This is a genomic window from Xanthomonas sp. 3498 (assembly GCF_014199795.1).
GTDB lineage: Bacteria > Pseudomonadota > Gammaproteobacteria > Xanthomonadales > Xanthomonadaceae > Xanthomonas_A > Xanthomonas_A rydalmerensis.
The window spans coordinates 173,812-196,900 of the sequence record NZ_JACHOH010000001.1 but is presented as its reverse complement, the minus strand read 5'-3'; the positions used below and the strand labels follow the sequence as shown (position 1 = coordinate 196,900).

At 71.1% G+C, this 23,089-nt stretch carries 15 protein-coding genes and 2 pseudogenes; 5 read left to right on the top strand and 12 right to left on the bottom strand.

What is annotated here, in order from left to right; all coding sequences use genetic code 11:
• Window positions 1-60: 60 nt before the first annotated feature.
• The 5 genes and pseudogenes from GGR66_RS21075 to GGR66_RS00840 form a co-directional block, all read right to left on the bottom strand.
• On the bottom strand, window positions 61-1,305 hold the full coding sequence (locus GGR66_RS21075) for a glycoside hydrolase family 18 protein (RefSeq protein WP_255421575.1): 1,245 nt from the start codon (window positions 1,303-1,305) through the stop codon (window positions 61-63).
• Between the two features lie 345 nt (window positions 1,306-1,650).
• Window positions 1,651-2,112, bottom strand: a pseudogene (locus tag GGR66_RS21070) (Ig-like domain-containing protein); the annotation flags it as partial.
• A gap of 445 nt (window positions 2,113-2,557) precedes the next feature.
• Window positions 2,558-3,568, bottom strand: a complete 1,011-nt coding sequence (locus GGR66_RS00850; RefSeq protein WP_184446881.1) for an alpha/beta hydrolase — start codon at window positions 3,566-3,568, stop codon at window positions 2,558-2,560.
• 68 nt (window positions 3,569-3,636) lie between these two features.
• Window positions 3,637-6,723 (bottom strand): ligand-binding sensor domain-containing diguanylate cyclase, encoded by a 3,087-nt coding sequence (locus tag GGR66_RS00845; RefSeq protein WP_255421542.1) that lies wholly within the window; start codon window positions 6,721-6,723, stop codon window positions 3,637-3,639.
• 114 nt (window positions 6,724-6,837) lie between these two features.
• A complete protein-coding gene (locus GGR66_RS00840) occupies window positions 6,838-8,220 on the bottom strand; it encodes an L-serine ammonia-lyase (protein ID WP_048490425.1) in 1,383 nt (460 codons plus the stop codon).
• Between the two features lie 86 nt (window positions 8,221-8,306).
• Here GGR66_RS00840 and GGR66_RS00835 point away from each other — a divergent pair, with 86 nt between their 5' ends.
• Window positions 8,307-8,546, top strand: coding sequence for a glutaredoxin family protein (locus tag GGR66_RS00835; RefSeq protein ID WP_160965510.1), 240 nt, complete (start codon window positions 8,307-8,309; stop codon window positions 8,544-8,546).
• A 76-nt stretch (window positions 8,547-8,622) separates the two neighbouring features.
• Here GGR66_RS00835 and GGR66_RS00830 read toward each other — a convergent pair whose 3' ends face one another.
• The 3 genes from GGR66_RS00830 to GGR66_RS00820 are packed head-to-tail and all read right to left on the bottom strand — an operon-like array spanning window position 8,623 to window position 10,433.
• Entirely contained in the window at window positions 8,623-9,192 is a 570-nt protein-coding gene (locus GGR66_RS00830) for a YceI family protein (RefSeq protein WP_010344166.1), read from the bottom strand.
• 12 nt (window positions 9,193-9,204) lie between these two features.
• A complete protein-coding gene (locus tag GGR66_RS00825) occupies window positions 9,205-9,771 on the bottom strand; it encodes a cytochrome b (protein ID WP_184446880.1) in 567 nt (188 codons plus the stop codon).
• Window positions 9,768-10,433, bottom strand: coding sequence for a YceI family protein (locus tag GGR66_RS00820; protein ID WP_184446879.1), 666 nt, complete (start codon window positions 10,431-10,433; stop codon window positions 9,768-9,770). Before GGR66_RS00820 ends, GGR66_RS00825 begins: the two co-directional genes overlap by 4 nt.
• A 231-nt stretch (window positions 10,434-10,664) precedes the next feature.
• Here GGR66_RS00820 and GGR66_RS00815 point away from each other — a divergent pair, with 231 nt between their 5' ends.
• The 3 genes and pseudogenes from GGR66_RS00815 to GGR66_RS21065 all read left to right on the top strand — a co-directional run.
• Window positions 10,665-14,231: an ATP-binding protein gene (locus GGR66_RS00815; protein ID WP_184446878.1), complete on the top strand. Its 3,567-nt coding sequence runs from the start codon at window positions 10,665-10,667 to the stop codon at window positions 14,229-14,231.
• A gap of 90 nt (window positions 14,232-14,321) precedes the next feature.
• The gene (locus GGR66_RS00810) at window positions 14,322-17,900 is read left to right on the top strand and encodes an ATP-binding protein (RefSeq protein WP_255421541.1); all 3,579 of its coding nucleotides are present in this window, start codon (window positions 14,322-14,324) and stop codon (window positions 17,898-17,900) included.
• 99 nt (window positions 17,901-17,999) lie between these two features.
• Window positions 18,000-18,131, top strand: a pseudogene (locus GGR66_RS21065) (IS110 family transposase); the annotation flags it as partial.
• A 92-nt stretch (window positions 18,132-18,223) separates the two neighbouring features.
• Here GGR66_RS21065 and mdtD read toward each other — a convergent pair.
• Both mdtD and GGR66_RS00800 read right to left on the bottom strand, forming a co-directional pair.
• Window positions 18,224-19,654 carry a multidrug transporter subunit MdtD gene (gene mdtD, locus GGR66_RS00805; RefSeq protein WP_160965498.1) on the bottom strand — a complete coding sequence of 477 codons (1,431 nt, stop codon included), beginning with the start codon at window positions 19,652-19,654 and terminating at the stop codon, window positions 18,224-18,226.
• A 211-nt stretch (window positions 19,655-19,865) separates the two neighbouring features.
• Window positions 19,866-20,540 (bottom strand): NAD(P)H-dependent oxidoreductase, encoded by a 675-nt coding sequence (locus tag GGR66_RS00800; protein WP_255421540.1) that lies wholly within the window; start codon window positions 20,538-20,540, stop codon window positions 19,866-19,868.
• A gap of 124 nt (window positions 20,541-20,664) precedes the next feature.
• Between GGR66_RS00800 and GGR66_RS00795 the strand changes: the two genes are divergently transcribed.
• The gene (locus tag GGR66_RS00795) at window positions 20,665-21,567 is read left to right on the top strand and encodes a LysR substrate-binding domain-containing protein (RefSeq protein ID WP_184446876.1); all 903 of its coding nucleotides are present in this window, start codon (window positions 20,665-20,667) and stop codon (window positions 21,565-21,567) included.
• 151 nt (window positions 21,568-21,718) lie between these two features.
• Here the strand turns inward: GGR66_RS00795 and hemE are convergent, their stop codons facing one another.
• Window positions 21,719-22,786: a uroporphyrinogen decarboxylase gene (gene hemE / locus GGR66_RS00790; protein WP_184446875.1), complete on the bottom strand. Its 1,068-nt coding sequence runs from the start codon at window positions 22,784-22,786 to the stop codon at window positions 21,719-21,721.
• Between the two features lie 10 nt (window positions 22,787-22,796).
• Window positions 22,797-23,051, bottom strand: a complete 255-nt coding sequence (locus GGR66_RS00785) for a WGR domain-containing protein (RefSeq protein ID WP_160959941.1) — start codon at window positions 23,049-23,051, stop codon at window positions 22,797-22,799.
• Window positions 23,052-23,089 lie beyond the last annotated feature (38 nt).

The following is a 23,089-nucleotide window of genomic DNA, read 5'->3' as shown; positions in this document are numbered from 1 at the left end:
CGTTGCCAGCAACGCCGATGCCGATGCGGGCAAGCCATGCGCTGCGGCCGTCGCCTCAGCTCATTGCAGCCCCTGGCCCATGGTCTTCAGCAATTCGCCCTGGTAGTCGCCGCTGAACTCCCAGAAGAACGCGCCGCCCAGGCCCTGGGTCTTGACGTAATTCATCTTCTCGGTGACCAGTGCCGGATCGTCGTAGCTCCAGAAGGTGCTGCCGTCGTACTTCCAGTGCGCATGCGCCTGCGCGTCGACGTAGTTGGCGCCGGCGCGGCCGCGCAGCACCTTGTAGTCCTCGATTCCCGCCTCGTAGGTGCCCGGCGCGGCGCTGCCGCTCTGGTACAGGCCGTGGTTGACGTTGGGCACGTTGGTCCAGCCGCGCCCGTAGAAGCCGATGCCGAGGTTGAGCTTGGCGGCGGGCACGCCGCGGTCGAGGAAGGCCTGGATGGCGTCGTTGCTGTTGTAGTAGCGCTGGTCGCCGCTGGACGGATCGGCCGGCGACTCGAACAACGCCGAGTGGTGATTGGTCTGCGGATCCCAGGCGCCATGGAAGTCGTAGGTCATCACGTTGAGGTAGTCCAGGTACGGCGCGTACAGGTTCGGGTCGGTGACGCGGATCTTGTCGATGCCGGCGCCGACCGCCACGGTCAGCAACAGCCCCGGCCGCACCTGGTCGAGCTGGCGGCGGAATTCGGCCAGCAGCGCGGTGAAGTTCTGCCGGTCCTCGGCGCTGCCGCAGGCGATGCCGCAGGCCACCGGATACTCCCAGTCGATGTCGATGCCGTCGAACACGCCGGCCGCGGCCGCGGTGCCGCCGGCGCCGTCGGTGACCGGCAGGTTGCCGCGGATGTAGGCGTCGATGCACGAGGCGACGAAGGCCTGGCGATTCTCGGCGCGCGCGGCGCTGGAGAAGCCGCGCGACCAGGTCCAGCCGCCCAGCGAGATCAGCACCTTCAGCGCCGGGTGCGCGGCCTTGAGCTTCTTCAACTGGTTCCAGTTGCCGCGCAACGGCTGGTCCCAGGTATCGCCCACGCCGTCCACGCTCTGCGCGGCGGAGAACGCCTTGGTGTAGTCGGCGAAGGCGTCGCCGCCGGCGCCGGTGCTGCTGTCGGAGGGTTGGGTGACGCCGACTTCGCAGCGGTTGTTGCGGACGTTGCCGAAGGCGTAGTTGAGGTGGGTCAGGTAGCCGGCCGCGCCGCTGGCCTGGATGTCGCGGACCTGGTAGTTGCGGCCGTAGATGCCCCATTGGGTGAAGTAGCCGATCACGCGCTTGCCGCCGCCGGCGCTGGCGGGCAGGGTGCGTACGCTCAGCGTGGCGCTGTTGGCCGAGACGTTGCCGGCATTGTCGCGGGCACGGACCGCGTAGGTGTACGCGGTGTCGGCGGTCAGTGCCGAATCGGTGTAGCCGGTGGTGGTGGACGTGCCCACGCGAGTGCCGTCGCGGACGATGTCGTAGCCGGCCAGGCCGCTGCCGCCGGCATTGTCGGAGGCGGCGGCCCAGGTCAGGGTGATGGCATTGCTGGCGCGCGTGGCCGCGGCCAGGCCGGTGGGCACGCTCGGCGCGGTGGTGTCGGTCGACGGTGCCGCGACGGTGATTGCGACCGCGGCCGAGGTGGTGCGGGCGCCGGCGTTGTCGGTGGCCACGGCGGTCAGGCTGTAGCTGCCTGCCGCCGCGCCGCTCCAGGCGAGCGTGTAGGGCGCACCGTTCACGCTGCCCAGCGAGGTGCCGCCGCGGAAGAATTCGACGCGCGCGACGCTGCCGTCCGGATCGCTGGCCGACGCCTGCAGGGTGATGGTGTTGCCGACCACGAAGCGGGTGCCGGCGGCGGGTGCGGTCAGCGCCACGCTCGGTGGCTGGTTGGTGGAATTGCCGTCGCAGCTGCCCAGGTCCTGGTACCAGCCGCAGCTGGTGCAGTAGGTCGGCGCGGTGTTCCAGATTGGGCTGTTGGCGCGGTACAGGTGGCCGGCGTAGGTCAGGGTATCGCCGGCGGCGTAGATCGTGGCCGGATTCCAGGCGGCGACGCCGCTGCACGCGGCGGCCCAGGTCTGGCCGGGCACGAGGCCGGCCAGGACGAGACAGCAGAACAGCAACCACGATCCAGCGGATTTCGTGTTCATGGTGACGCCTCCGATGCGGTGTGTCGCGCGACTGAGGAGCGGCGGTCGGCCGCTGTCTGGTTCCTTGAATCCGATCACCCGGAGCTTGGGGCGCGTGGCGCCGACGTCGTTTGGCGTTTGTGCGCGGACCGGGCAGGCGCAGGGTTCGCGTCAGGAGACAACGTTGTCAACCGACAATTGCGATGAATGCGAGACAGATCCAGGATTGCTGCGATGACAACGTTTTCATGGTCGCGCCGGATGCTGCAGCGCAGTGCTGGCGCGCCGCTTCCGTCCGAGTGAGGGCGTGCAGGGCGTACAGGGCGCGTTGTCGGCCAGCGCCTGTGCAGCGCGCTCGCTGCATGCTGTCGCCGCCAGCTGCCGCGACGAGACTTCCGATTGCGCGGCAAGGCGCGCTCGCGTCGCCGCGCAGGGATCAGTAGTTGGGCTAACGGCGGGTGTGTGTTCAGGGCGCCGTGCCCAGTGCCTCGAGCAAGGCCGCATTGAACCGCTGCGGCGCTTCCACCTGCGGCGAATGGCCGAGGTCGTCGAAGGCGACCAGGTGCGCGCCGGGAATCGCCGCGGCCGCGCGCTTGCCCAGCGCCGGATAGTCGCCCAGGGTCGCCGCCAGCGCCGGCGGCGCCAGGTCCTTGCCGATCGCGGTCCGGTCGCGCTGGCCGATGAACAGCGTGGTCGGCACGCGCAGTTGCGCGAAGCGCTGCACCACCGGCTGATTGAACACCATGTCCGAGGTCAGTGCCTGGTTCCAGGCCACGCGGTCGCCGCCGGGGCCGGCGTACAGGCCGGCCTGCATGCTCACCCAGCGGTCGTACTCGGGCTTCCACTGTCCGCCGTAGTAGACGGTCCGCTGGTACTGCTTGATCGAGGCCGCGTCGGTCTTGCGCTCCTTGGCGTACCAGTCGTCGACACTGCGCCAGGGCACGCCGGCGGCCTTCCAGTCCTCCAGCCCGATCGGGTTCACCAGCAGCAGCTGGCTCACGTCCTGCGGATATTGCAGCGCGTAGTGCGCGGCGAGCATGCCGCCCATCGAATGGCCGACGAACGCGGCACGGGTCACGCCGGCCTGTTGCAACAACGCATGGGTATTGGCCGCCAGTTGCGCGAAGGTGAACTGGTAGGCCTGCGGCTTGCTCGACTTGCAGAAGCCGATCTGGTCCGGCGCCAGCACCCGATAGCCCTGTGCGACCAGGGCGGCGATCGTCGATTCCCAGGTCGCCGCGCAGAAATTCTTGCCGTGCAGCAGCACTACCGTGCGGCCGTTCGGCGTGCCGGTCGGGGCCACGTCCATGTACGCCATCTGCAGCGGCTGGCGCTGCGAATCGAAGCGGTACCAATGCACCGGATAGGGATAGGCGAAGCCTTCCAGTTGCGCGCCGTAGCGCGGCGGTGCATCGGTGCCCGTAGCGGATGCGAGTGGCGACAGGGCGAGGGCGGCGAGCAGCAGGCAGTGGCGCATGGCAGCGGGATGGCAGGCGTGATGGACCACGACCTTAGCCCGGCCTGCGCTTGCGAGGCGTCAACGCCTCACACCGGCGGCAGGCTGCCGCCGTTGTGCACCAGGGTCAGGCAGGCGTGGCGCTGCATCTGCCCCAGCGGTTCCTGCAACGCGGCCAGCACCTGCTCGGCCTGCGCGCCGAGCACCGGCCGGTACGCCGCCCAGCCGTTGCGGCCCTTGGCCTTGGCCTGGTACAGCGCGCGGTCGGCCAGCACCAGCAGTTGCTCCCAGCCGAGCAGGTTGTCGGGATCGTGCACGAACGGGAATTCGGCCAGGCCGATCGAGCAGGTGACCCGGCCCTGGCGGCCGTGCTCGAGCACGAACGGGTGCGCGGCCACCGAGCGGCACAGCCGTTCGGCGGCCATGGTGAGGTTCTCGCGCGGCGCCGAGCGCAGCACCAGCAGGAATTCCTCGCCGCCCCAGCGCACCACGTAGTCGCTTTCGCGGGTCAGCCGCACCAGCAACTGCGCCATCTGCTGCAGCACCGCATCGCCGGTGTGGTGGCCGCCGCTGTCGTTGATCGACTTGAAATGGTCGATGTCGATCAGCGCGAACAGCATGCCCGAGGACAGCATGTCCTCGTCGTTGGCGGCCATGCGCCGGTACAGCGCGATGTCGCTGGGGATGTGCAGCGACAGGTAGCGGCGGTTGCGCAACTGGGTCAGCTCGTCGGTGAAGCTGGCTTCCTGCAGGCGCTGGTTGGCCGCCTGCAGCGCCTGGGTGCGCTCATGCACCTGGCGCTCCAGGGCGTCGCGCTGGCGCCGGTTGTGCAGCCGCGCCAGGGCCAAGGCGCTCAGCAACAGGGCGAACGCGCCCAGCGCCAGCAACAGCCGGTAGAACAGCGTTTCCTGGAAGCGCAGTTCGATCCGCAGCGGCAGCCGCGCCGGCGCTGCCGCCCAGACGCCGGCGTTGTTGCTGCCGGTCACCTCGAACACGTAGTCGCCGCCGGGCAGATTGGTGTAGCTGACCGCACGTTGGCGGATGTCGTCGAGAGTGCGCCAGTCGCGGTCGTAACCGAGCAGGCGGTAGCGCAGCTCGACGTTCTGCGGCGCCTGGAACGAGGCAGCGGTGAACTCGAAGTCGAGGTCGCGCGCGCCTTCCGGCAGCGGCGCCGGCAGCGCCTGCGGCGTCAGCCACTGCCCCAGCGCGCGGACCCGCTCCACCACCGGCTGTGGTGCCACCGGATTCTTGACGATGCCGGCGGTGTCCAGTGCGACCACGCCGTCGCGGCTGGGCAGCCACAGCGCGCCGTGCTCGATGAAACCCTTGCCGTTGCCGGCGCCGTTGCAGCACATGCCTTGCACGCCGCCATGGCGCTGCGCGCGCTCGGTCAGCATCAGTTCTGCGTTCAGCGGCGCCTGCGGCGACGCCGCGTGGCGCTGCAGGTTGGCCAGGCGCACGCGGTAGACCCCGCGCAGGCCGGCCGCCCAGATCGCGCCGTGGCCGTCGTCGGCGATGAAGAACGCGGCGTTGACCGGCAACCCGTCCTGCTCGCCGAATGCATACCAGTGCCTGCCGTCGAACAGCCACAACTGCTCGTTGAGGGTGCCGACCAGCCACTGCCCGCCGGGCAGTTCGTGGATGGCGGTGATGTCGGCGCTGGCCAGCGCCGAGCCCGGCGGGGCCAGCGCGATCAGGCGCTCGCCGCGCAGTTCGTACAGGCCCGACTGCGCGCCGACCAGCAGGCGCCCGTCGCGGGTCTCGTGGACCAGGCGAATGCGCGGATCGCGCAGGCCCTCGGCCGTGCCGTAGCGGCGCAGCCGCGCGCCGTCGGCGCGGAACAGGCCGTCGTCGCTGGCGAACCACAGCCGCTGCGCGCGGTCGCGGGCGATGCCGCTGATCTGCAGGTCGCGCAGCGGGGCCAGCCAGGCGGGCTGACTGAGCCGGCCGTCGCGGAACAGGGCGGCGCCATGGCGGGTGCCGATCCACAGCTGCCCGGGTTCGGCCAGCAAGGTGTAGGGCGCCTCGTTGTGCAATTCCGCCAGACTCAGGCGCTGCTGGTAGCGGCTATCGCGCAACTGCGACAGGCCGCTGTCGGTGCCGACCCACAGCGATCCATCCGGATCGCGCGCCAGGGTCCACACCAGCGCGTCGTCCAGCCCTTCGTGGGTGCTGTAGCGACGGGTCCAGCCGTTCCACAGCCGGGTCGCGCCATTCCAGCTGCTGCCCAGCCACAGGTTGCGTTCGCGGTCCTCGAAGATGGCGTTGACGCCGATGTTCGGCTTGCTCTCCGGGTTGCGTTCGACGATGGCGCCATCGCGCACGCGCAGCAGCGCGCCGGGCAGCCCCACCCACAGGTTGTGGTCGCTGTCCTCGAACAAGGCCTGCACTGCGCGCCGGCTCAGGTCGGCGGCATCGGGCAGCCATTGCCAGCGTCCGTCGCGGCGCACCAGCAGGCCGTCGCGGGTGCCGGCCCAGATCGTGCCTTGCGCCTCCAGCAGGTGCTGCACCGGCGTGGCGCCGGCCTCTTGCGGTAACGGCAGCGACACCGGCGCGTCCTGGCCGGCGACGAAGCGCAGTACCGCGCCGCGCGTGCCCACCCACAGCGCGTCGGCGCGCGGCAACAGCGTGTAGGCGCCGCCGGCGATGCGGTAGCGCAGTTGCAGGCGATCGCCCTGTACGGCGTACACGCCATCCTGCGCGGCGACCAGCACGGTGCCGCGCGCGTCGGTGGCGATCGCCTCGATGTTGAGCAGCGGCGCCTGCGGATCCTGCGGCAGCAGCGTGGTAAAGCGACCGTCGCGGTAGCGGGACAGGCCGCGGTAGGTGCCGATCCACAGCGTGCCGGCGGCATCCACGTGCAGCGCCTTGATCAGGTTGCCGGGCAGGTGCGCCGGCGCGCCCTCGTTGAACGAGGTCATGCGCACACCGTCGAAGCGGGTCAGTCCGCCCATCGTGCCAATCCACAGATAGCCCTGATGGTCCTGCGCGAACGCCTGCACGCTCAGCTGCGGCAGGCCCTGGTCCAGGCCCCAGCCTTCGCGTTCGTAGTGATTGAACTGCTTGTCCGGTTGCAGGGCCCGCGCCTGCGGCACACACGCGCTCCACGCTGTCGAGAGCATGGCCAGCTGTAGCGCCAGCAGGCGCCAGGAGGCGTATGGGAACCGCAAGAGCATGCCAATGCCGGATCGGCTGACGTCTCTTGCGTTAGCGGCACCGCCGCGCGGATCTTTATCCGCGCAGCGGCGGGGACGCTGGCGATCGCGAGGGCCAGCGTCCATTGGGATGGTTCAGCACTCGATGACGTTCACCGCCAGCCCGCCGCGGCTGGTTTCCTTGTACTTGTCCTGCATGTCGCGGCCAGTGTCGCGCATGGTGCGGATCACCTTGTCCAGCGACACCTTGTGCTTGCCGTCGCCGCGCATCGCCATGCGGCTGGCGTTGATCGCCTTGACCGCGCCCATCGCGTTGCGCTCGATGCAGGGAATCTGCACCAGGCCGCCGATCGGATCGCAGGTCAGGCCGAGGTTGTGCTCCATGCCGATCTCGGCCGCGTTCTCGATCTGCCCCGGCTTGCCGCCGAGCGCGGCGACCAGGCCGCCGGCGGCCATCGAGCAGGCCACGCCGACCTCGCCCTGGCAACCGACCTCGGCGCCGGAGATGGAGGCGTTTTCCTTGTACAGGATGCCGATCGCCGCGGCGGTGAGCAGGAAGTCGAACACGCGCTGTTCGTCGGCGCCGGGGCAGAACCGGTCGAAGTAGTGCAGTACCGCCGGGATGATGCCGGCCGCGCCGTTGGTGGGCGCGGTGACCACGCGGCCGCCGGCGGCGTTCTCTTCGTTGACCGCCAGCGCGTACAGGTTGACCCAGTCCAGCGTGGTCAGCGGATCGCGCATCGCCGCTTCCGGCTTGGACGACAGCTCGCGGTACAGCGCCGGCGCGCGCCGCGACACGTGCAGGCCGCCGGGCAGGGTGCCTTCCTCGCGGATACCGCGCGTCACGCAGGCCTGCATCGCGCCCCAGATCTCGCGCAGACCGGCGCGGATCTCGTCCTCGCTGCGCCAGCACTTCTCGTTCTCGAACATCAGCGCGGCGATGCTCAGGCCGCTGCGCGCGGCCTGCGCCAGCAGTTCGTCGCCGCTCTTGAACGGGTACGGCAGTGGCGTCTCGTCGGCCACGATGCGGTCGTCGGCAGCATCGTCCTGGTTGACCACGAAACCGCCGCCGACCGAGTAGTAGTCGCGCGTGGCGATGACTTCGTCGTTGGCGGCGTAGGCGGTGAAGCGCATGCCGTTGGTGTGGTACGGCAGCTTCTGCCGCTTGTTCATCGCCAGGTCGCGCTTTTCGTCGAAGGCGATCTCGTGCTGGCCGAGCAGGTTGATGCGCTTGCTGCCGCGGATGCGCTCCAGCGCGCCAGGGATGATGTCCGGGTCGATCAGGTTCGGGCGCTGGCCTTCCAGGCCCAGCAGCACCGCCTTGTCGGTGCCGTGGCCGCGCCCGGTCAGGGCCAGCGAGCCGAACACTTCGGCGCGCACGCGCACCACGTCCTGCAGACGGCCCTGGTCGAACAGCCATCGGTGCACGAAGCGCTCGGCGGCGCGCATCGGTCCCACGGTGTGCGAGGAACTCGGCCCGATGCCGATCTTGAACAGGTCGAAGGTACTGACAGCCATGCGCGTGCCGAAGGGGTGGCGAAAGACCGTCTATTCTATGCTTCCGGCGCGCGGCACAGGTCCGCAGCGCAGCATTGGACGCGAGCATGTCCCTGACCCTGTACCAGCGCGACGACTGCCATCTGTGCGACCAGGCCCTGCAGGTGCTGGCGCAGGCGCGCGTGGCCGAGCCGCACAGCGTGTTCATCGACGACGACGCGGCGCTGGAGGCGCGCTACGGCGTGCGCGTGCCGGTGCTGCGTGCCGCCGACGGGCGCGAACTGGATTGGCCATTCGACGCCGCCGGCGTGCGCGCCTGGCTGGCGGCCTCGGCCGAACGCGCCTGAGCCGCGCATAAAAAAAGCGGCGGACCCGACGAGGAAATCCGCCGCTCAGCGGCCGCGCGCCGCGGCCTGTGGCGAATCACTTCGCCTTGAACACCACCTTGGTGCTGATCGCGGTTTCGTTGGGGATGGTCTTGGTATCGGCCCAGTCGCCGCCGCCCACGCCGAAGTCCAGGCGCTTGACCGTGGCCTTGCCGGCCAGCACCGGCTGCGCGCCCGGGGTCCAGGTGAAGGTCAGGGTCACCGGCTTGGACACGCCGCGCAGCTCCAGGGTGCCGTCGGCGGCGAACTGGTTGTTGCCCAGCGCGCGGAACTTGTCGGCGCGGTAGTGCGCGGTGGCGAACTTGGCGACGTCGAAGAAGTCCGCGCCCTGCAGCGTGGAGTCGCGGTCGGTGTTGCCGCTCTTGGCGCCGGCCAGCGGGATGGTCACGTCGAGCTTGGCGCCGGCCAGGTTGGCCGGGTCGAAGCTGAGCTTGGTGTCGAAGCCGGGGAACTGGCCGGTGAACACTTCGCCGTCGTACTTGCTGGCGAACACCAGGGTGGAGCCGGGGGCCTGCACATAGTCGGCGGCCCGCACCGCGGGTGCGGCGGCGAGCAGGGCCACCAGGCTGGCGGCGACGGCGGCGGGGGACGCGAAACGGGTCGACATCGAAACAGCTCCTCAGGATTTGGGGGTGAGCCAACCGCGCGGCAGCATCCGCGCCAGGGTGGCATCGCGTTGGAACAGGTGGTGGTAGAAGGCGGCGCCGGCATGCGCCAGGACCACCGCGATCAGCAGCCAGAAGCCCCACTCGTGCACCGCGTGCGACAGGTCGCGCAGGTGTTCGTTCGGGGCGCTGAGCTTGGGTACGGCGACCAGGCCGAACCAGCGGAACGGGCGCAGGCCGCTGGCCGAGTCGTACAGCCAGCCGGACAGCGGGATGGCGAAGATCATCACGTACAGCAGCACGTGGGTGGCGCTGGCGATGCGTTCCTGCCAGCCGGGCGTGCCCGGCACCGGCTTGGGCGCGCCGGCGTACAGGCGCCAGCCCAGCCGCACGATCACCAGCGCCAGCACGGTCAGGCCCAGCGACTTGTGCGCGGTGTAGACCCAGAAATACTTGGGCGTCTTCGGCAACTCGCCCATGGTCAGGCCGACCACGCCGAGCAGCAGGATCAGCGCGGCGATCAGCCAGTGCAGGGTCTGGCTGACGCTGCCCCAGCGTTCGGCAGTGTTGCGCGCGCTCATGGCGTGCCGTCCTGCGCTGCCGGCGTGCGGGTGTCGGTGGGGGCGGTTGGCGTGGTACTCGGCGCCGGATCCGGCTCGGCCTTGGCGCCGCCTTCGCGGGTGGCTTCGGCCTCGATGCGCAGCTCCACCGTGCCGCCGATCACCGACGGCCAGGCATTGATGCCGAAGTCGGCGCGCTGCAGCGTGGTGGTGGCGGAGAAGCCGGCGGTGCGGCGGAATGGCGGCAACGGATGGCGCTTCACTGCGTTCAGGGCCACGTCCAGGGTCACCTCGCGGGTGACGCCGTGCAGCGTCAGCTGCCCGATCACCTTGGCGTGCTGCGCATCGATCGGCTCCACGCGGGTGGAGACGAACTGCGCCTCCGGGTAGTGCTCGCCGTCGAGCAGGTTGTGCGCCAGCGCGGCGCGGTTCCACTTGTCGTCGCCCAGGTCCAGCCGCTGCAACGGCACCCGCGCCTGCAGCCGCGCGCTGCGCCAGTCGTCCGGATCGAACACCAGGGTGCCGGTGCTGCCGGACACGGTGCCCAGCGCCTTGGAGAACCCGGCGTGCTCGATCGCGAACAGCACCCGCGTGTGCACCGGGTCCAGCGCGTACTGCGCCGGCGCGGCGAGGGCGGCGCCCGGCAAGGCCAGCAGGAGGGCCACGAGAGAGGGTTTGAGCATGGAGCGGGGCCGCGCTGGGAGGTCGCCGGATTCTAGTCACAGTCCGGGCCGGCTGCGTACCTGCGCCGCGTAACGGTTCGTTGCACGCTGCGACAGGTGTGATTTTTAGGCCGCCGCGGGGTATAAGAACGCTGCCGCGGCGAGCGGCACACGGAGCGGGCGCCCTGCGCGTCCGGCCCCGGCAGTGCGCCGGTGTTCATCCGCCGACGTCCTTTGCCGGAGCCGATGTCCATGTCCATCCCGCATCCCCCACGCCGGTGGCGCTGCTGGGGGCTGGCCTGCCTGCTGGCGCTGGCCGGTCTGTGCGCCGATGCCTGGGCCGGGGTGCCGGAGCTGCCGCGCTTCCGGGTGTTCTCCAGCGAGCAGGGGCTGCCGTCCAGCGACATCTCCGCGCTGCAGCTGGACCGCGACGGCTACCTGTGGATCGCCAGCGGCGATGGCCTGGCCCGCTACGACGGGCGCGAGTTCCGGGTCTGGCGGCACGACCCGGCCAATCCCGCCTCGCTGCGCTGCAACTACGTGCAGGACATGCACATCGACGCGCGCGACCGCATCTGGGTGGCCTGCGAGGGCGGCGGGCTGAGCGTGCTCGGCGCGGACCGGCGCGGCTTCCGCCACTTCAACATGGCCACGCAGCCGGCGATGCGCAGCGACGAGGTGTTCGCCATCGCCAGCCGCGGCGACGCGGTGTTCTTCGGCACCTACCGCGGCGGCCTGTATCGGCTGGGCGGCGATGGCCGGGTGCAGCGCATCCGCGCTGGCGATCCGAAGGTGGACGCATTGCTCGACAGCGCGGTGCTGACCCTGGCCTTCGACGACGCCGGAGTGCTGTGGGTGGGCACCTTCAAGGGCCTGGTGCGCTACGACGGCCAGCGCGTCAGCGCCTACCGCATCGACGACGGCACGCCGGACAAGGCGCAGGTGATCACCTCGATCACCCCGCTCAGCGACGGCCTGTGGTTCAGCGGCAACACCGGCCTGTTCCGGCGCGACCGCGCCGGGCGCTGGCTGCGCGCGGACTGGGCCGACGCCCTGCACCGCGCGGTCAGCACGATCGCCGAGGACGGCGCCGGCGGCTACTGGCTCGGCAACGGCGAGGGCCTGTGGCACAAGCCGGCCGACGGGCCGGCGCGGCGGGTGGACACTGGCGGCGCGGCGGTGTCCGGCGCCAGCGTGGTGGAGGCGGTGCTGCGCGACCGCGAAGGCGGCCTGTGGGTGCCGCTGCCGACGCGCGGCCTCGGCTATCTGCGTCCGGACTGGCGTCGCCTGGCGGTGCTGGGCACCGCGCAGGGCCTGCCCGCCGACCAGTACGTCGGCCTGGCGCCGGCGCGCGCCGGTGGGGTGTGGCTGCTCGGTTCCGGCGCCAGCGTGTTCCGCCTCGACACCACCAGCGGTGCGCTGAGCGCGCCGCACTGGGCCAACGGCGCGCCCAATGGCCGCATGCTGTCGGTGCTGGACGATCCGCGCGGGGCGCTGTGGATCGGCGGCAGCGCCATGCTGCTGCGCGGTCCGCTCGACGGTGGCCGCCTGCAGCGCTGGACCCGCAGCGCCGGCGAAGCCGATGCGATTCCGGACGGCACGCTCGCCAGGCTGCAACTGGACGCGCGCCAGCGGCTGTGGATCGCCGCGCCGGGCTACGGCGTGCAAGTGCGCGATGGCGACGGCCACGTCCTGCACAACCTCCCCGGCGGCCAGCACGGCCTGGCCGGGACCGACATCGCCGCGTTCGCGATGTCCCCGGACGGCACGCCGTGGGTGGCCGACGAACAGCTCCAGCACTGGGACGACGCGGCCGGTCGGTTCCGCACGCCGCCGGAACTGGCTGGCGAGAAGGTGCAGTCGTTCGCCTTCGCCGACGCACGCACGCTGTGGGTGCACCGGCTGTCCGGGCTGGAACTGTGGCGGCACGACGGCACGCACTGGCAGCGTAGCCAGCGTTACGCGGTGGCCGACGGGCTGCCGGCCACCGAGTCCAGCGCGCTGGTCGCCGATCCGCAGGGCCGCGCCTGGCTGGGCATGCGCCGCGGCCTGTTCCGGGTCGATCCGCGGCACACCCCGGCGGTGCGCGCGTTCGGCACCCGCGACGGCCTCGGCAGCCAGGAACTGGTGCGGCGCGGCCTGCTGATGACCGCCGACGGCGTGCTGGTGGCGGCCGCCGCCGACGGCAGCGTGGCGCTGCTGGACACGCGGCAGCCGGATCCGGTGCCGGTGCCGTTGGCGCTGAGCATGGAGAGCGTGCAGGTGCGGCGCGGCCCGCAACTGCTGAGCCTGCCCACGCGCGGCGACTTCACCCTGCGCTCGGACGACCGCGACCTGCGCGTGGCGGTGCGGCTGCTGTCCTACATCGACCCCGAACACATCGTCTACCGGTTCCGCCTGCCGGGCTACGACCGCGACTGGGTCAGCACCGGCGCCAGCGGCGAACGCATCCTGCCGCAGCTGCCCGACGGTGCGCAGGTGCTGGAGATCCAGGCGCGCACCCGCAACGGCGCCTGGTCGCCGACGCTGCGCCTGCCGTTCCAGGTGCAGCCGCCGTGGTGGCGCAGCGTCTGGGGCATCGTCGGGCTGCTCGCCGCAGCCGGCCTGCTGCTGCTGGTGTCGCTGCGCGCCTACCGGCGGCGCCTGGGCCGCCAGCACGCCTGGGAGCTGGCCCTGCACAAACAGGAACTGGCCGAGCAGGCCTCGCTGGCCAAGACCCGCTTCCTGGCCACGCTCGGCCACGAGGTGCGTACGCCGCTGACCGGGGTGCTGGGCATGAGCGAGCTGCTGCTGGCCACGCCGCTGGATCCCAAGCAGCGCGGCTACACCGAGTCGATCCGCCGCGCCGGCACGCATCTGCTGCATCTGGTCAACGACGCGCTGGACCTGGCGCGGATCGAGGCCGGGCGCCTGCGCCTGGAGTCGCAGCCGTTCGCGCTGCAGGCGCTGATCGCCGAGGTGGTCAACCTGATGGCGCCGCTGGCGCAGGCGCGCGGGCTGCGCTTCGATCTGCACGACGCCATGCCCGGCGCGACCACGGTGGAAGGCGATGCGCTGCGCGTGCGGCAGATCCTGCTGAACCTGCTGGGCAACGCGATCAAGTTCACCAGCAGCGGCTCGGTGGCGCTGAAGGTGGCGCCGGCGCAGGATGGCCAAGGGCTGTGCATCGAGGTGGCCGACACCGGCCCGGGCATCGGCGCCGAGCAGCAGGCGCGGTTGTTCCAGCGCTTCGAACAGGGCGACGGCCCGCGCACCGCGGTGCGCCAGGGCGGCAGCGGCCTGGGCCTGGCGATCAGCCAGGAACTGGCGATGGCGATGGGTGGGCGCATCCAGGTCGAGAGCCGGCTCGGGCACGGCGCGCGCTTCCGCGTGGGCCTGCCGCTGTGCTGGCGCCCAGCGCAGGAGCCCGCGGTGGTGCCGGCGGTGGCCCCGCGGGCGCGCACCGCGCTGCGCATCCTGCTGGTCGAGGACGAACCGACCGTGGCCCAGGTGATGGTCGAACTGCTGCGCGGCCGCGGCCATCAGGTGGCCTGGGCCGCGCACGGCCTGGAGGCGCTGACCGAAGCCAGCCAGGGCAGCTTCGACATCGGCCTGCTCGACCTGGATCTGCCGGCGCTCGACGGCCTGGCGTTGGCGCGGCAGTTGCGCGCGCTGGGCCACGGCTTCCCGCTGCTGGCGGTGACCGCGCGCTCCGACGGCGAGGCCGAGTCCGCGGCGCGCGCCGCCGGCTTCGCCGGGTTCGTGCGCAAGCCGGTCACCGGGCAGATGCTGGAGGCCGCCATCGACGCGGTGCTGGACGGCGCGCCGCCGCCGCTCTGAGGCGATGCGAATCGGTTGCCAGCGCCGGCGCTTATCGCCGACGATGGGGTGGTGGCGCGGGACGGACGCCCGTCAGGGGAGACAGAGGCGATGCGGTCGAGACGGATCTTGGGATGGCTGCTGCTGGCGTGGTCCGCGGTCGCTGGCGCGGCAGTGCCGCCGACGCCGCAGCCGCGCCAGCTGACCGTGGCCGACGGCCTGCCGTCCAACAGCATCAATGGCTTTGCCGAGGACAAGCTCGGCTACCTGTGGCTGGCCAGCAGCGACGGGCTGGCGCGCTTCGACGGACGCGGCTACCGCATCTGGCGCATCGAGGACGGCCTGCACGCCAACAAGATCTGGTCGGTGCACGTCGATGCGCAGAACCGGGTCTGGTTCGGCACCGACGGTGCCGGCCTGGGCATGCTCTCGGCCGACCGCCGGCAATTCCGCTACTACGACAGCAGCACCTATCCGCAGATCGGCGGCACCACGGTGTGGGCGATCGCCTCCACGCCGGACGGCAGCGTCTGGTTCGGCACCGCCACCGGCGGCCTGCACCAACTGCGGCCGGACGGCCGCCTGCGCCGCTTCATGCCGGTGCCCGGCGACGAACGCAGCCTGCCGTCGGCCACGGTCATCCACCTGGCGACCACGTCGGACGGGACCCTGTGGGTCGGTACCCGCGACGGTCTGGCACGCTGGACCGGGCACGACTTCCAGCGTGTCGACGCGGCCGCGCTGCCGCACCCGGAAGTGCAGGGGCTGACCCCCGAACGCGACGATACGCTGTGGGTCTCCACCCAGGGCGGGGCGCGCCTGCTGCGCGCCGATGCCAGCGTGGTGGAGCCGTACTGGCGCAACATGCCCAGCGAGAGCGTGCTGGGCATGCTGGTCCACGACCGCCATGGCACCCGCTGGTTCGACACCATGGACGGGCTGGGCCGCGAGAGCGAGTCGGGGGTGATCCGCAACGTGCCGCTGTACAGCAACTCCGCGCACGGACTGGTCAAGCCGAACTGGTCGCTGGCGTTCGAGGACCGCGAGGGCGGCCTGTGGTTCGCCAGCACCAATGCCGGCCTGTGGCACCTGCCGGCCAACTGGCAGCAGTTCTCGGTGCTGTCCCACCGGGTGGACGACCCGGAGTCGATGGGCAATCCCTACGTGCAGGCCACCGCCGCCGCCCGCGACGGCGGCGTGTGGCTGGCCGGCACGCGCGGGGTGCTGGACAAGCTGGACCCGGCCACCGGCGTCGTGCATCGGCACATGCAGGCGATGTTTGGACGCAACTGGTCGCGGGCGATCGCCGAGGATCCGCAGGGGCGGGTGTGGGCAGCGGCCTGGGGCGCGCTGTTGCGCTACGACCCGGTCAGCGGCGAGGTGCGGCGCTGGGGCAGCGACGCCGGTGCCGATGCGGCGATTGCGTCGCAGGTGCAGCGGATCGCCTTCAGCGACGATCGCCACGTCTGGATCTTCAGCGACATCGGCGGCGTGCAGGTGCGTGACCTCGACGGCCACGTCCTGCGCGACATGGCGCCGGGCACCGACGGCCTGCCCGCGGAACTGGTGGTGGACGAGGCCCAGCCCGGGCCGCAGGGCCAGCCCTGGGTGCTGGGCCGTCACGGCCTGCTGGCCTGGAACCCGGCGCGCGTGCGTTTCGAGCCGGTGCCGGGTGCGCCGCGGCGTCCGCTGAGCGCCTTCGCGATCAGCGACGGCAACGTGGTCTGGCTGGCCAGCGTCGGTTGCCTGGAGCGTTATCTGTGGGATGGCAGCCGGCTGAGCCTGCTCGACCGCATCGATGCCGAACAGGAGTTCCCGGCGCTGGCGCCGAACGGCCTGGTCGTCGATGCCAGCGGCGTGGCCTGGCTGAGCAGCATGCGCGGGCTGATCCGGGTCGATCCGGCGAGCAAGGCGATCCGCTCCTACGGTGTGCACGATGGCCTGCCCAACCAGGAGTTCTACGCGCGCACCCTGGTGCAGGCGCGCAGCGGGCAGATCCTGGGCGGCACCCCGGATGGCGTGGTGCTGTTCGAGCCGTCACAGGTGGTGCCGTCGCGGCGGCAGCCGCCGCTGGTGATCGAGCGCATCGGCGTGCGCCGCGGCGAGCGCGCGCTGGACCTGCTGCACGCCGACCGCATCGTGCTGCAGGAAGGCGACCGCGATCTGCACGTGGTCGCGCGCCTGCTGTCGTTCTCCGACACCGACGCCAACACCTATCGCTTCCGCCTCAGCGGTTACGATCCGGACTGGGTCGATGTCGGCGCCAGCGGCGAGCGCCTGTTCTCGCGCTTGCCGTCGGGCCACTACACCCTGGAGATGCAGGCGCGTACCGCCGACAAGGTGTGGTCGAAGGTGATCATGCTGCGCTTTCGCGTGCTGCCGCCGTGGTGGCGCAGTCCGTGGGGCGTGGCCGGGCTGGCGGTGCTGGCGGTGCTGGCACTGTGGCTGCTCGCCTACCTGTACCGGCGCCGCCTGCGCCGGCGCGCCGCCTGGCAACTGGCGGTGCACAAGCAGGAGGTGGCCGAGCAGGCCTCGCTGGCCAAGACCCGCTTCCTGGCCACGCTCGGCCACGAGGTGCGCACGCCGATGACCGGGGTGCTGGGCATGAGCGAACTGCTGCTGGCCACGCCGCTGGATCCCACGCAGCGCCGCTACACCGAATCGATCCGCGACGCCGGCTCGCATCTGCTGCGCCTGGTCAACGATGCGCTGGACCTGGCGCGGATCGAGGCCGGGCGCCTGGAACTGGAGCAGCAGCCGTTCGACCTGGGCCGGCTGATCGCCGAACTGGAGGCGATGATGGGGCCGATGGCGCGTGGCCGCGGCCTTGCCTTCGCCCTGGACAACGCCATGCCGCCGCAGGTCACCGCGCGCGGCGACGCCACGCGGGTGCGGCAGATCCTGCTGAACCTGCTCAACAACGCCATCAAGTTCACCGAGCACGGCAACGTGGAGTTGCGGGTGGCGCCGCTGCAGCCGCAGCAGGGTGTGCGCTTCGAGGTCGCCGACACCGGGCCGGGCATCAATGCCGAACAGCAGGCGCGGCTGTTCCAGCGCTTCGAGCAGGCCGACGGGCCGCGCACTGCCGCGCGCTACGGCGGCAGCGGCCTGGGCCTGGCGATCAGTCAGGAACTGGCGGTGGCGATGGGTGGGCGCATCGAACTGCGCAGCCGCCTCGGTGCCGGCACCCGCTTCCTGGTCGAGCTGCCGTTGCCGTGGACGCCCGAGCCGCTGCCGCAGGCGCCGCGCGACCCCCGCGCGTTCGCCAGCGCCGCGACGCCGCGGCGGATCCTGCTGGTCGAGGACGACCCGACCGTGGCCGAGGTGGTCGGCGGCCTGCTGCGCGCGCGCGGCCACCAGGTCACCCACGCTGTACACGCATTGGCCGCGCTGACCGAAGCGGCGGCCAGCACGTTCGACATCGCCTTGCTGGACCTGGACCTGCCCGGTCTGGACGGCCTGGCGCTGGCGCGGCAGTTGCGCGCCTTCGGCTACGGCATGCCGCTGATCGCGGTCACCGCCCGCGCCGACGCCGACGCCGAGCCGCAGGCCCGCGCCGCCGGCTTCAGCGGCTTCCTGCGCAAGCCGGTGACCGGCGAGATGCTGGCCGATGCGGTGGAGGGGAAGCCGGGACCGGGGATCCGGGACCCGGGACCCGGGGAAAGCGACGGTCGCCGTGAAGCCACATAGGCAGTGCGCGGCGCACGGCCTCTGCAGGAGCGGCTTCAGCCGCGACCCGGCGTTCTCGGCCGCGTCGGGTCGCGGCTGAAGCCGCTCCGGGCGCTGAAACAGCGGCTAAGCGAACGCGGCAAAGCCGGCAAGCAGATCGTGTGCGCCGCTATGCGCAAGCTCCTGCACCTCGCCTATGGCGTCCTCAAATCGGGCACCGCGTTCGACCCGAAAAGGGGCCTTGCCTGCTAGGGGGTAAGACGGTATCTACGAGAGCCCAGGGACCGTGCGGACCGCACCGCCCTCGCCGTTGCGAATCCCCAATCCCCACTCCCGAATCCCGGCTACTCAGCCACCTCTTCCACCTGCTTCGGATGCGGCCGCGTATCCGGCAACTGCCAGAAGATCAGCGTCGAGGTCAGGGTGATGGCACCGACGCAGACGAAGGTCGCGTGCAGCGCCGCGGTGGCGCCGTGGGTATCGCCGAGATGGGTGTTGAACGCCGCCAGCAGGCTGCCGGCGGCCGCGGCGCCGAAGCCGGTGGCCAGCATCATCACCATCGACAGCAGGCTGTTGCCGGCGCTGGCCTGGTCGCGATCCAGGTCGCGCAGGGTCACCGTGTTCATGACGGTGAACTGCAGCGAGTTGACCGCGCCGAACAGGGCCAGTTGCAACAGCCGCCAACCCAGCGGCTGGCCGACGTCGAACAGCAGGAAGCTGGCCATCGCGGTGCCGACCAGCACGGTGTTGGTCATCAGCACGCGGCGGTAGCCGAAGCGCTCCACCAGCTTCACCGCCGCGCGCTTGGAGGCCATGCCGGCCAGCGCCACCGGGATCATCATCAGGCCGGCGTTCATGGGGCTCATGCCCAGGCCCACCTGCAGCAGCAGCGGGATCAGGAACGGCATGCTGCCGCTGCCTACGCGCGAGAACAGGTTGCCGAGGATGCCGATGCGGAAGCTGATGACCTTGAACAGGTGCAGCGGGAACAGCGGCGCCGGCGCGTTGGCCGCGTGCAGCCAGTAGCCGATCAGCGCCGCCAGCCCGGCGATGGCCAGCAGCATCACGAAGGCGTGGCGCAGTCCCAGCTCGGAGATGCCGTCCAGCGCCAGCGACAGCGCCACCATGCCGAAGGCCAGCATCGCGTAGCCGATCAGGTCGAAGCGGGTACGTTGCTCGCCGTAGAAGTCCGGCATGATCTTCAGCGCGGCGGCGAAGCCGATCGCGCCGATCGGCAGGTTGATCAGGAACACCCAGTGCCAGGACGCCACCTGCACCAGCCAGCCGCCCAGGGTCGGCCCGACCAACGGCCCGATCAGCGCGGGGATGGCGATGAAGCTCATGGCGCTGAGGAACTGCGCGCGCGACACCGAGCGCATCACCGCCAGCCGGCCGACCGGCAGCAGCATCGCGCCGCCGATGCCCTGCAGCACGCGCGCGGCCACCAGATACGGCAGCCGCGGCGCCGCCGCACACAGCAGCGAGCCGAGAGTGAACAGCACGATCGCGATCAGGAAGGTGCGGCGGGTGCCGTAGCGGTCGGCGATCCAGCCTGAGGCGGGAATGAACATCGCCACCGCCAGCGCATAACTGAACACCACCGACTGCATCTGCAGCGGGCTCTCGCCGAGGCTGCGCGCCATCGCCGGCAGCGCGGTGTTGACGATGGTGGCATCGAGCATCTGCATGAAGATGGCCAGCGACACCAGCCATAACAGCGGACGGAAACTGCGCGCGTTGGGAACGGCGATCGGATCGGAGGAGGGCGCGGACATCGGCATGCAGGGCGACGCGGGGGGCAATAGGATCGCGCAGATCGCGTCGCCGTGCCGTGCAGCCGCCTCCGCCTGCGGGTCGGCGCTGCGCAGCGCGCGGTGGCGGTATGGTGACGCAGCCGCGTCGGGCAGGTTGTGTCTCGGCCGCGGCGAGGTTCGCCCACCGCGGTGGACCCGGCGACCCGACGCTGCCGCCGTCCGTGCGGGAAGGTTATCCGCAGGACGCCGGCATCGCGCCCAAGCGCCGCACCAGGGCATCCACCGCCGTTTCCGCCTGCTGAATCGAGGTGGCCAGACGCTGGTCCGCGAACTCATCGTATTCGATGGCCGCGCCGTATACGTCGGTGACGCCGATGTAAGCGAACGCGGTTCGGATCGACGCCTCCACATGGTTGCTCGCGGCCAGAGCGCCCGCCGGGTCGTAACCGTGATCCCCGCGCGAGGACAACAGCACCAGGCGCTTGCGCGCAGCGGCCAGTAGCGGCCAGTAAGGCGCGCCGCTGCGGCTGCGATCGAAACCGAAGGTACGGCCGACGCGGACGATGTTGTCGATGTAGGCCTTGAACTGCGCGGGTGGGCCGAAGTTGTACATGGGCACGCCGGCCACGATCAGGTCGGCGCGCACCAGTTCGTCGATCAGCCGGTCACTGACGTGCAGCTCCGCCTGCATCCAGTCCTCGCGCGCATGCGCAGGGGTGAAGGCCGCATGTATCCAACGCCCGGTCACCGGCGGCGGCGGGTCCCGGCCGATGTCGCGGTAGACCACCTGCGTGTCCGGATACAGTGCGGTCCAGCGTTGGACGAAGCGCGCGGTCAGGCGTCGGGTGTGCGAGCCGTGCGCCATGACGGCGGAACTGCCGGGGCGGGCGCTGGCATCGAGGTGCAACAGTGAGGGCATGACGGTGACGCTCCAGGGCGGGATCGACGGGGGTGGCGCAAGTCTCGGCCGCGCCCTCTGGCCCGACAAACGTTATGTTTTCAGCCGACGGGTGAGATGAGATCATCCATGCATGAGCCTGCGGCTTCCCCCTCTCAGTGCCCTGCGCGCGTTCGAAGCCGCCGCGCGTTTGCGCAGCTTCAAGGGCGCCGGCGCGGAACTGGCCGTTACCGCGACCGCCATCAGCCACCGCATCCGCGCGCTGGAGCAGGCGCTTGAGCGCCCGCTGTTCCTGCGCAAGGTGCGTGCAGTGGAACTGACCGCCGATGGAGAGGTGCTGTTCGTGGCGGTGAACAGCGGCCTGCAGACCATCGCGGCGGCGGTGGAGCAGGTGCGTGGTGCGCGGCGGGCCTGCGTGGTGGTTTCGGCCACGCCCGCGTTTGCCAGCAAGTGGCTGGTGCCGAAACTGAGCGCCCTGCAGGCGGCGCATCCGCAGATCGACCTGCATGTGCATGCGTCGGATGCGCCTGCGGACCTGGAGGCCGGTGTCGCGGATCTGGCGATCCGCTACGGCCCCGCCGACCATGCCTGCGCCGGCGCCACCGTGCTGCTGGACGATCACTTCGCCGCGGTGGCCAGTCCTGCGCTGGCCGCAACGCTGGCGGACGATAGCGCGCGCTGGCCGTTGATCCACTTCGACTGGTATCGTGCCCCGCCGCCGGAACTGACCTGGGCCGGTTGGGCGCACCGCGCGGGACACGCGCCGGATTCGATGTCGGCCGGCATCCGCTATTCGCAGGAAAGCCATGCCATTCAGGCCGCGATCGCGGGTCAGGGCGTGGCGCTACTGAGCCTGCGTCTGGTGGAAGAGGAACTGCGGATGGGCGTGTTGCGCATCGTCGCCGGTCCGCGGCTGCCGGGCATGGCTTATCGCCTGCTGATGCCGGAGCGGCGTCGCGCCAGTGCGGCGGCGCTGGCGGTCAGGGACTGGTTGCTGCAGACCGCGTGCCGATACGTCGCGCCTTCCGGCACCTAGGCGGCCAACGCGACGCCTGCGCAGGTATCGGGGTGGCTGAGGAGGCGCGGTTTCCGCACCGGCCGCATTGCGGTCGCCATCGGCGGATCGCGATCCGCCGAAGGGACCGCATGCTGCAATCCCGAATCCCGAATCCCGAATCCCGGCGCGGCTACCCGCGCCGACTATGCCGCTGCACCGCCGCCACTAGCGCGCCGACGTGCTCAGGCTGCATGTCCGGCGACAGGCCGTGGCCGAGGTTGAACACGTGGCCGTCCAGCGAGCCGTTATTGCCGTCGGCATAGCTGCGCAGCACGCGCTGCACTTCGCGTTCGATCGCCTCCGGCGCGCCGTACAGCATCGCCGGGTCCAGATTGCCCTGCAGGGCGACGCGGCCGCCGGTGCGGCGCGCGGCGTCGGCCAGGTCGATGGTCCAGTCCACGCCCACGCCTTCGGCGCCGGAGCCGGCCAGTTCCTCCAGGTAGGGCGCATTGCCCTTGCCGAACAGGATCAGCGGGGTGCGCTCGGCGCCGTCGCCGCGCGCCAGTTCGCGGGCGATGCGCTGCAGGTAGGGCAGGGAGAATTCGCGGTACATCGCCGGGCTCAGCACGCCGCCCCAGGTGTCGAACACCTGCAGTGCCTGCGCGCCGGCCGCGCGCTGCGCCGCCAGGTAGGCGATCACCGCGTCGGTGTTGACCGACAGCAGCTGGTGCAGCGCCGCCGGGTCGTTCAACGCCAGCGCCTTGATCCGCGCGTAGTTGTCGCTGCCGCCGCCCTCGACCATGTAGCAGGCCAGGGTCCAGGGACTGCCGGAGAAGCCGATCAGCGGCACGCTGCCGTCCAGTTCGCGGCGGATCACCCGCACCGCGTCCATCACGTAGCGCAGTTCGGTCTCCATGTCCGGCACCCCGAGCCGGGCGATCGCCGCAGCGTCGCGCACCGGGTGGCGGAACTTGGGGCCTTCGCCTTCGACGAAGTACAGCTCCAGGCCCATCGCATCGGGAATGGTGAGGATGTCCGAGAACAGGATCGCCGCGTCCAGCGGGAACCGTGCCAGTGGCTGCAGGGTCACTTCGCAGGCCAGCTCCGGGGTCTTGGCCATGGCCAGGAAGCTGCCGGCACGGGCGCGGGTGGCGCGGTACTCGGGCAGGTAGCGCCCGGCCTGGCGCATCAGCCACACGGGGGTCTGGTCCACGGGCTCGCGGCGCAGCGCGCGCAGCAGGCGGTCGTTCTTGAGCATGGGGGATTCCTTAGCGCGGCGCGTCGGCGCCACGGGTGAACATGACCTGGAAGCCGCGCTTGAGTTGCGCGTCGCGGGCTTTCTCGAAGGCGGCGTGGGCGTCGTCCTGCTGCAGGTACAGCTCGCGCCGCAGCTGCGCGCGGCCGCCGATCTGGCCGCTTTCGCGCAACAGTTCCCAACCGCCGAGCAGGTCCGGCTGCAGGGTCAACTGGAGGTAGCGTGGCGGCTCGTTGCCGTCGGGGCGTTGCTGGAGGAAGACGCGCATGCGCCGATTGTAGCGGTTGCCAGTGCGGGCGACGTGGC

What these genes read in the sequence shown, in the direction of transcription:
- GGR66_RS00850 (WP_184446881.1), bottom strand. Translation starts at nt 3,568, where the DNA reads ATGCGCCACTGCCTGCTGCTCGCCGCCCTCGCCCTGTCGCCACTCGCA.
- GGR66_RS00845 (WP_255421542.1), bottom strand. Translation starts at nt 6,723, where the DNA reads ATGCTCTTGCGGTTCCCATACGCCTCCTGGCGCCTGCTGGCGCTACAG.
- GGR66_RS00840 (WP_048490425.1), bottom strand. Translation starts at nt 8,220, where the DNA reads ATGGCTGTCAGTACCTTCGACCTGTTCAAGATCGGCATCGGGCCGAGT.
- GGR66_RS00835 (WP_160965510.1), top strand. Translation starts at nt 8,307, where the DNA reads ATGTCCCTGACCCTGTACCAGCGCGACGACTGCCATCTGTGCGACCAG.
- GGR66_RS00830 (WP_010344166.1), bottom strand. Translation starts at nt 9,192, where the DNA reads ATGTCGACCCGTTTCGCGTCCCCCGCCGCCGTCGCCGCCAGCCTGGTG.
- GGR66_RS00825 (WP_184446880.1), bottom strand. Translation starts at nt 9,771, where the DNA reads ATGAGCGCGCGCAACACTGCCGAACGCTGGGGCAGCGTCAGCCAGACC.
- GGR66_RS00820 (WP_184446879.1), bottom strand. Translation starts at nt 10,433, where the DNA reads ATGCTCAAACCCTCTCTCGTGGCCCTCCTGCTGGCCTTGCCGGGCGCC.
- GGR66_RS00815 (WP_184446878.1), top strand. Translation starts at nt 10,665, where the DNA reads ATGTCCATCCCGCATCCCCCACGCCGGTGGCGCTGCTGGGGGCTGGCC.
- GGR66_RS00810 (WP_255421541.1), top strand. Translation starts at nt 14,322, where the DNA reads ATGCGGTCGAGACGGATCTTGGGATGGCTGCTGCTGGCGTGGTCCGCG.
- mdtD (WP_160965498.1), bottom strand. Translation starts at nt 19,654, where the DNA reads ATGTCCGCGCCCTCCTCCGATCCGATCGCCGTTCCCAACGCGCGCAGT.
- GGR66_RS00795 (WP_184446876.1), top strand. Translation starts at nt 20,665, where the DNA reads ATGAGCCTGCGGCTTCCCCCTCTCAGTGCCCTGCGCGCGTTCGAAGCC.
- hemE (WP_184446875.1), bottom strand. Translation starts at nt 22,786, where the DNA reads ATGCTCAAGAACGACCGCCTGCTGCGCGCGCTGCGCCGCGAGCCCGTG.
- GGR66_RS00785 (WP_160959941.1), bottom strand. Translation starts at nt 23,051, where the DNA reads ATGCGCGTCTTCCTCCAGCAACGCCCCGACGGCAACGAGCCGCCACGC.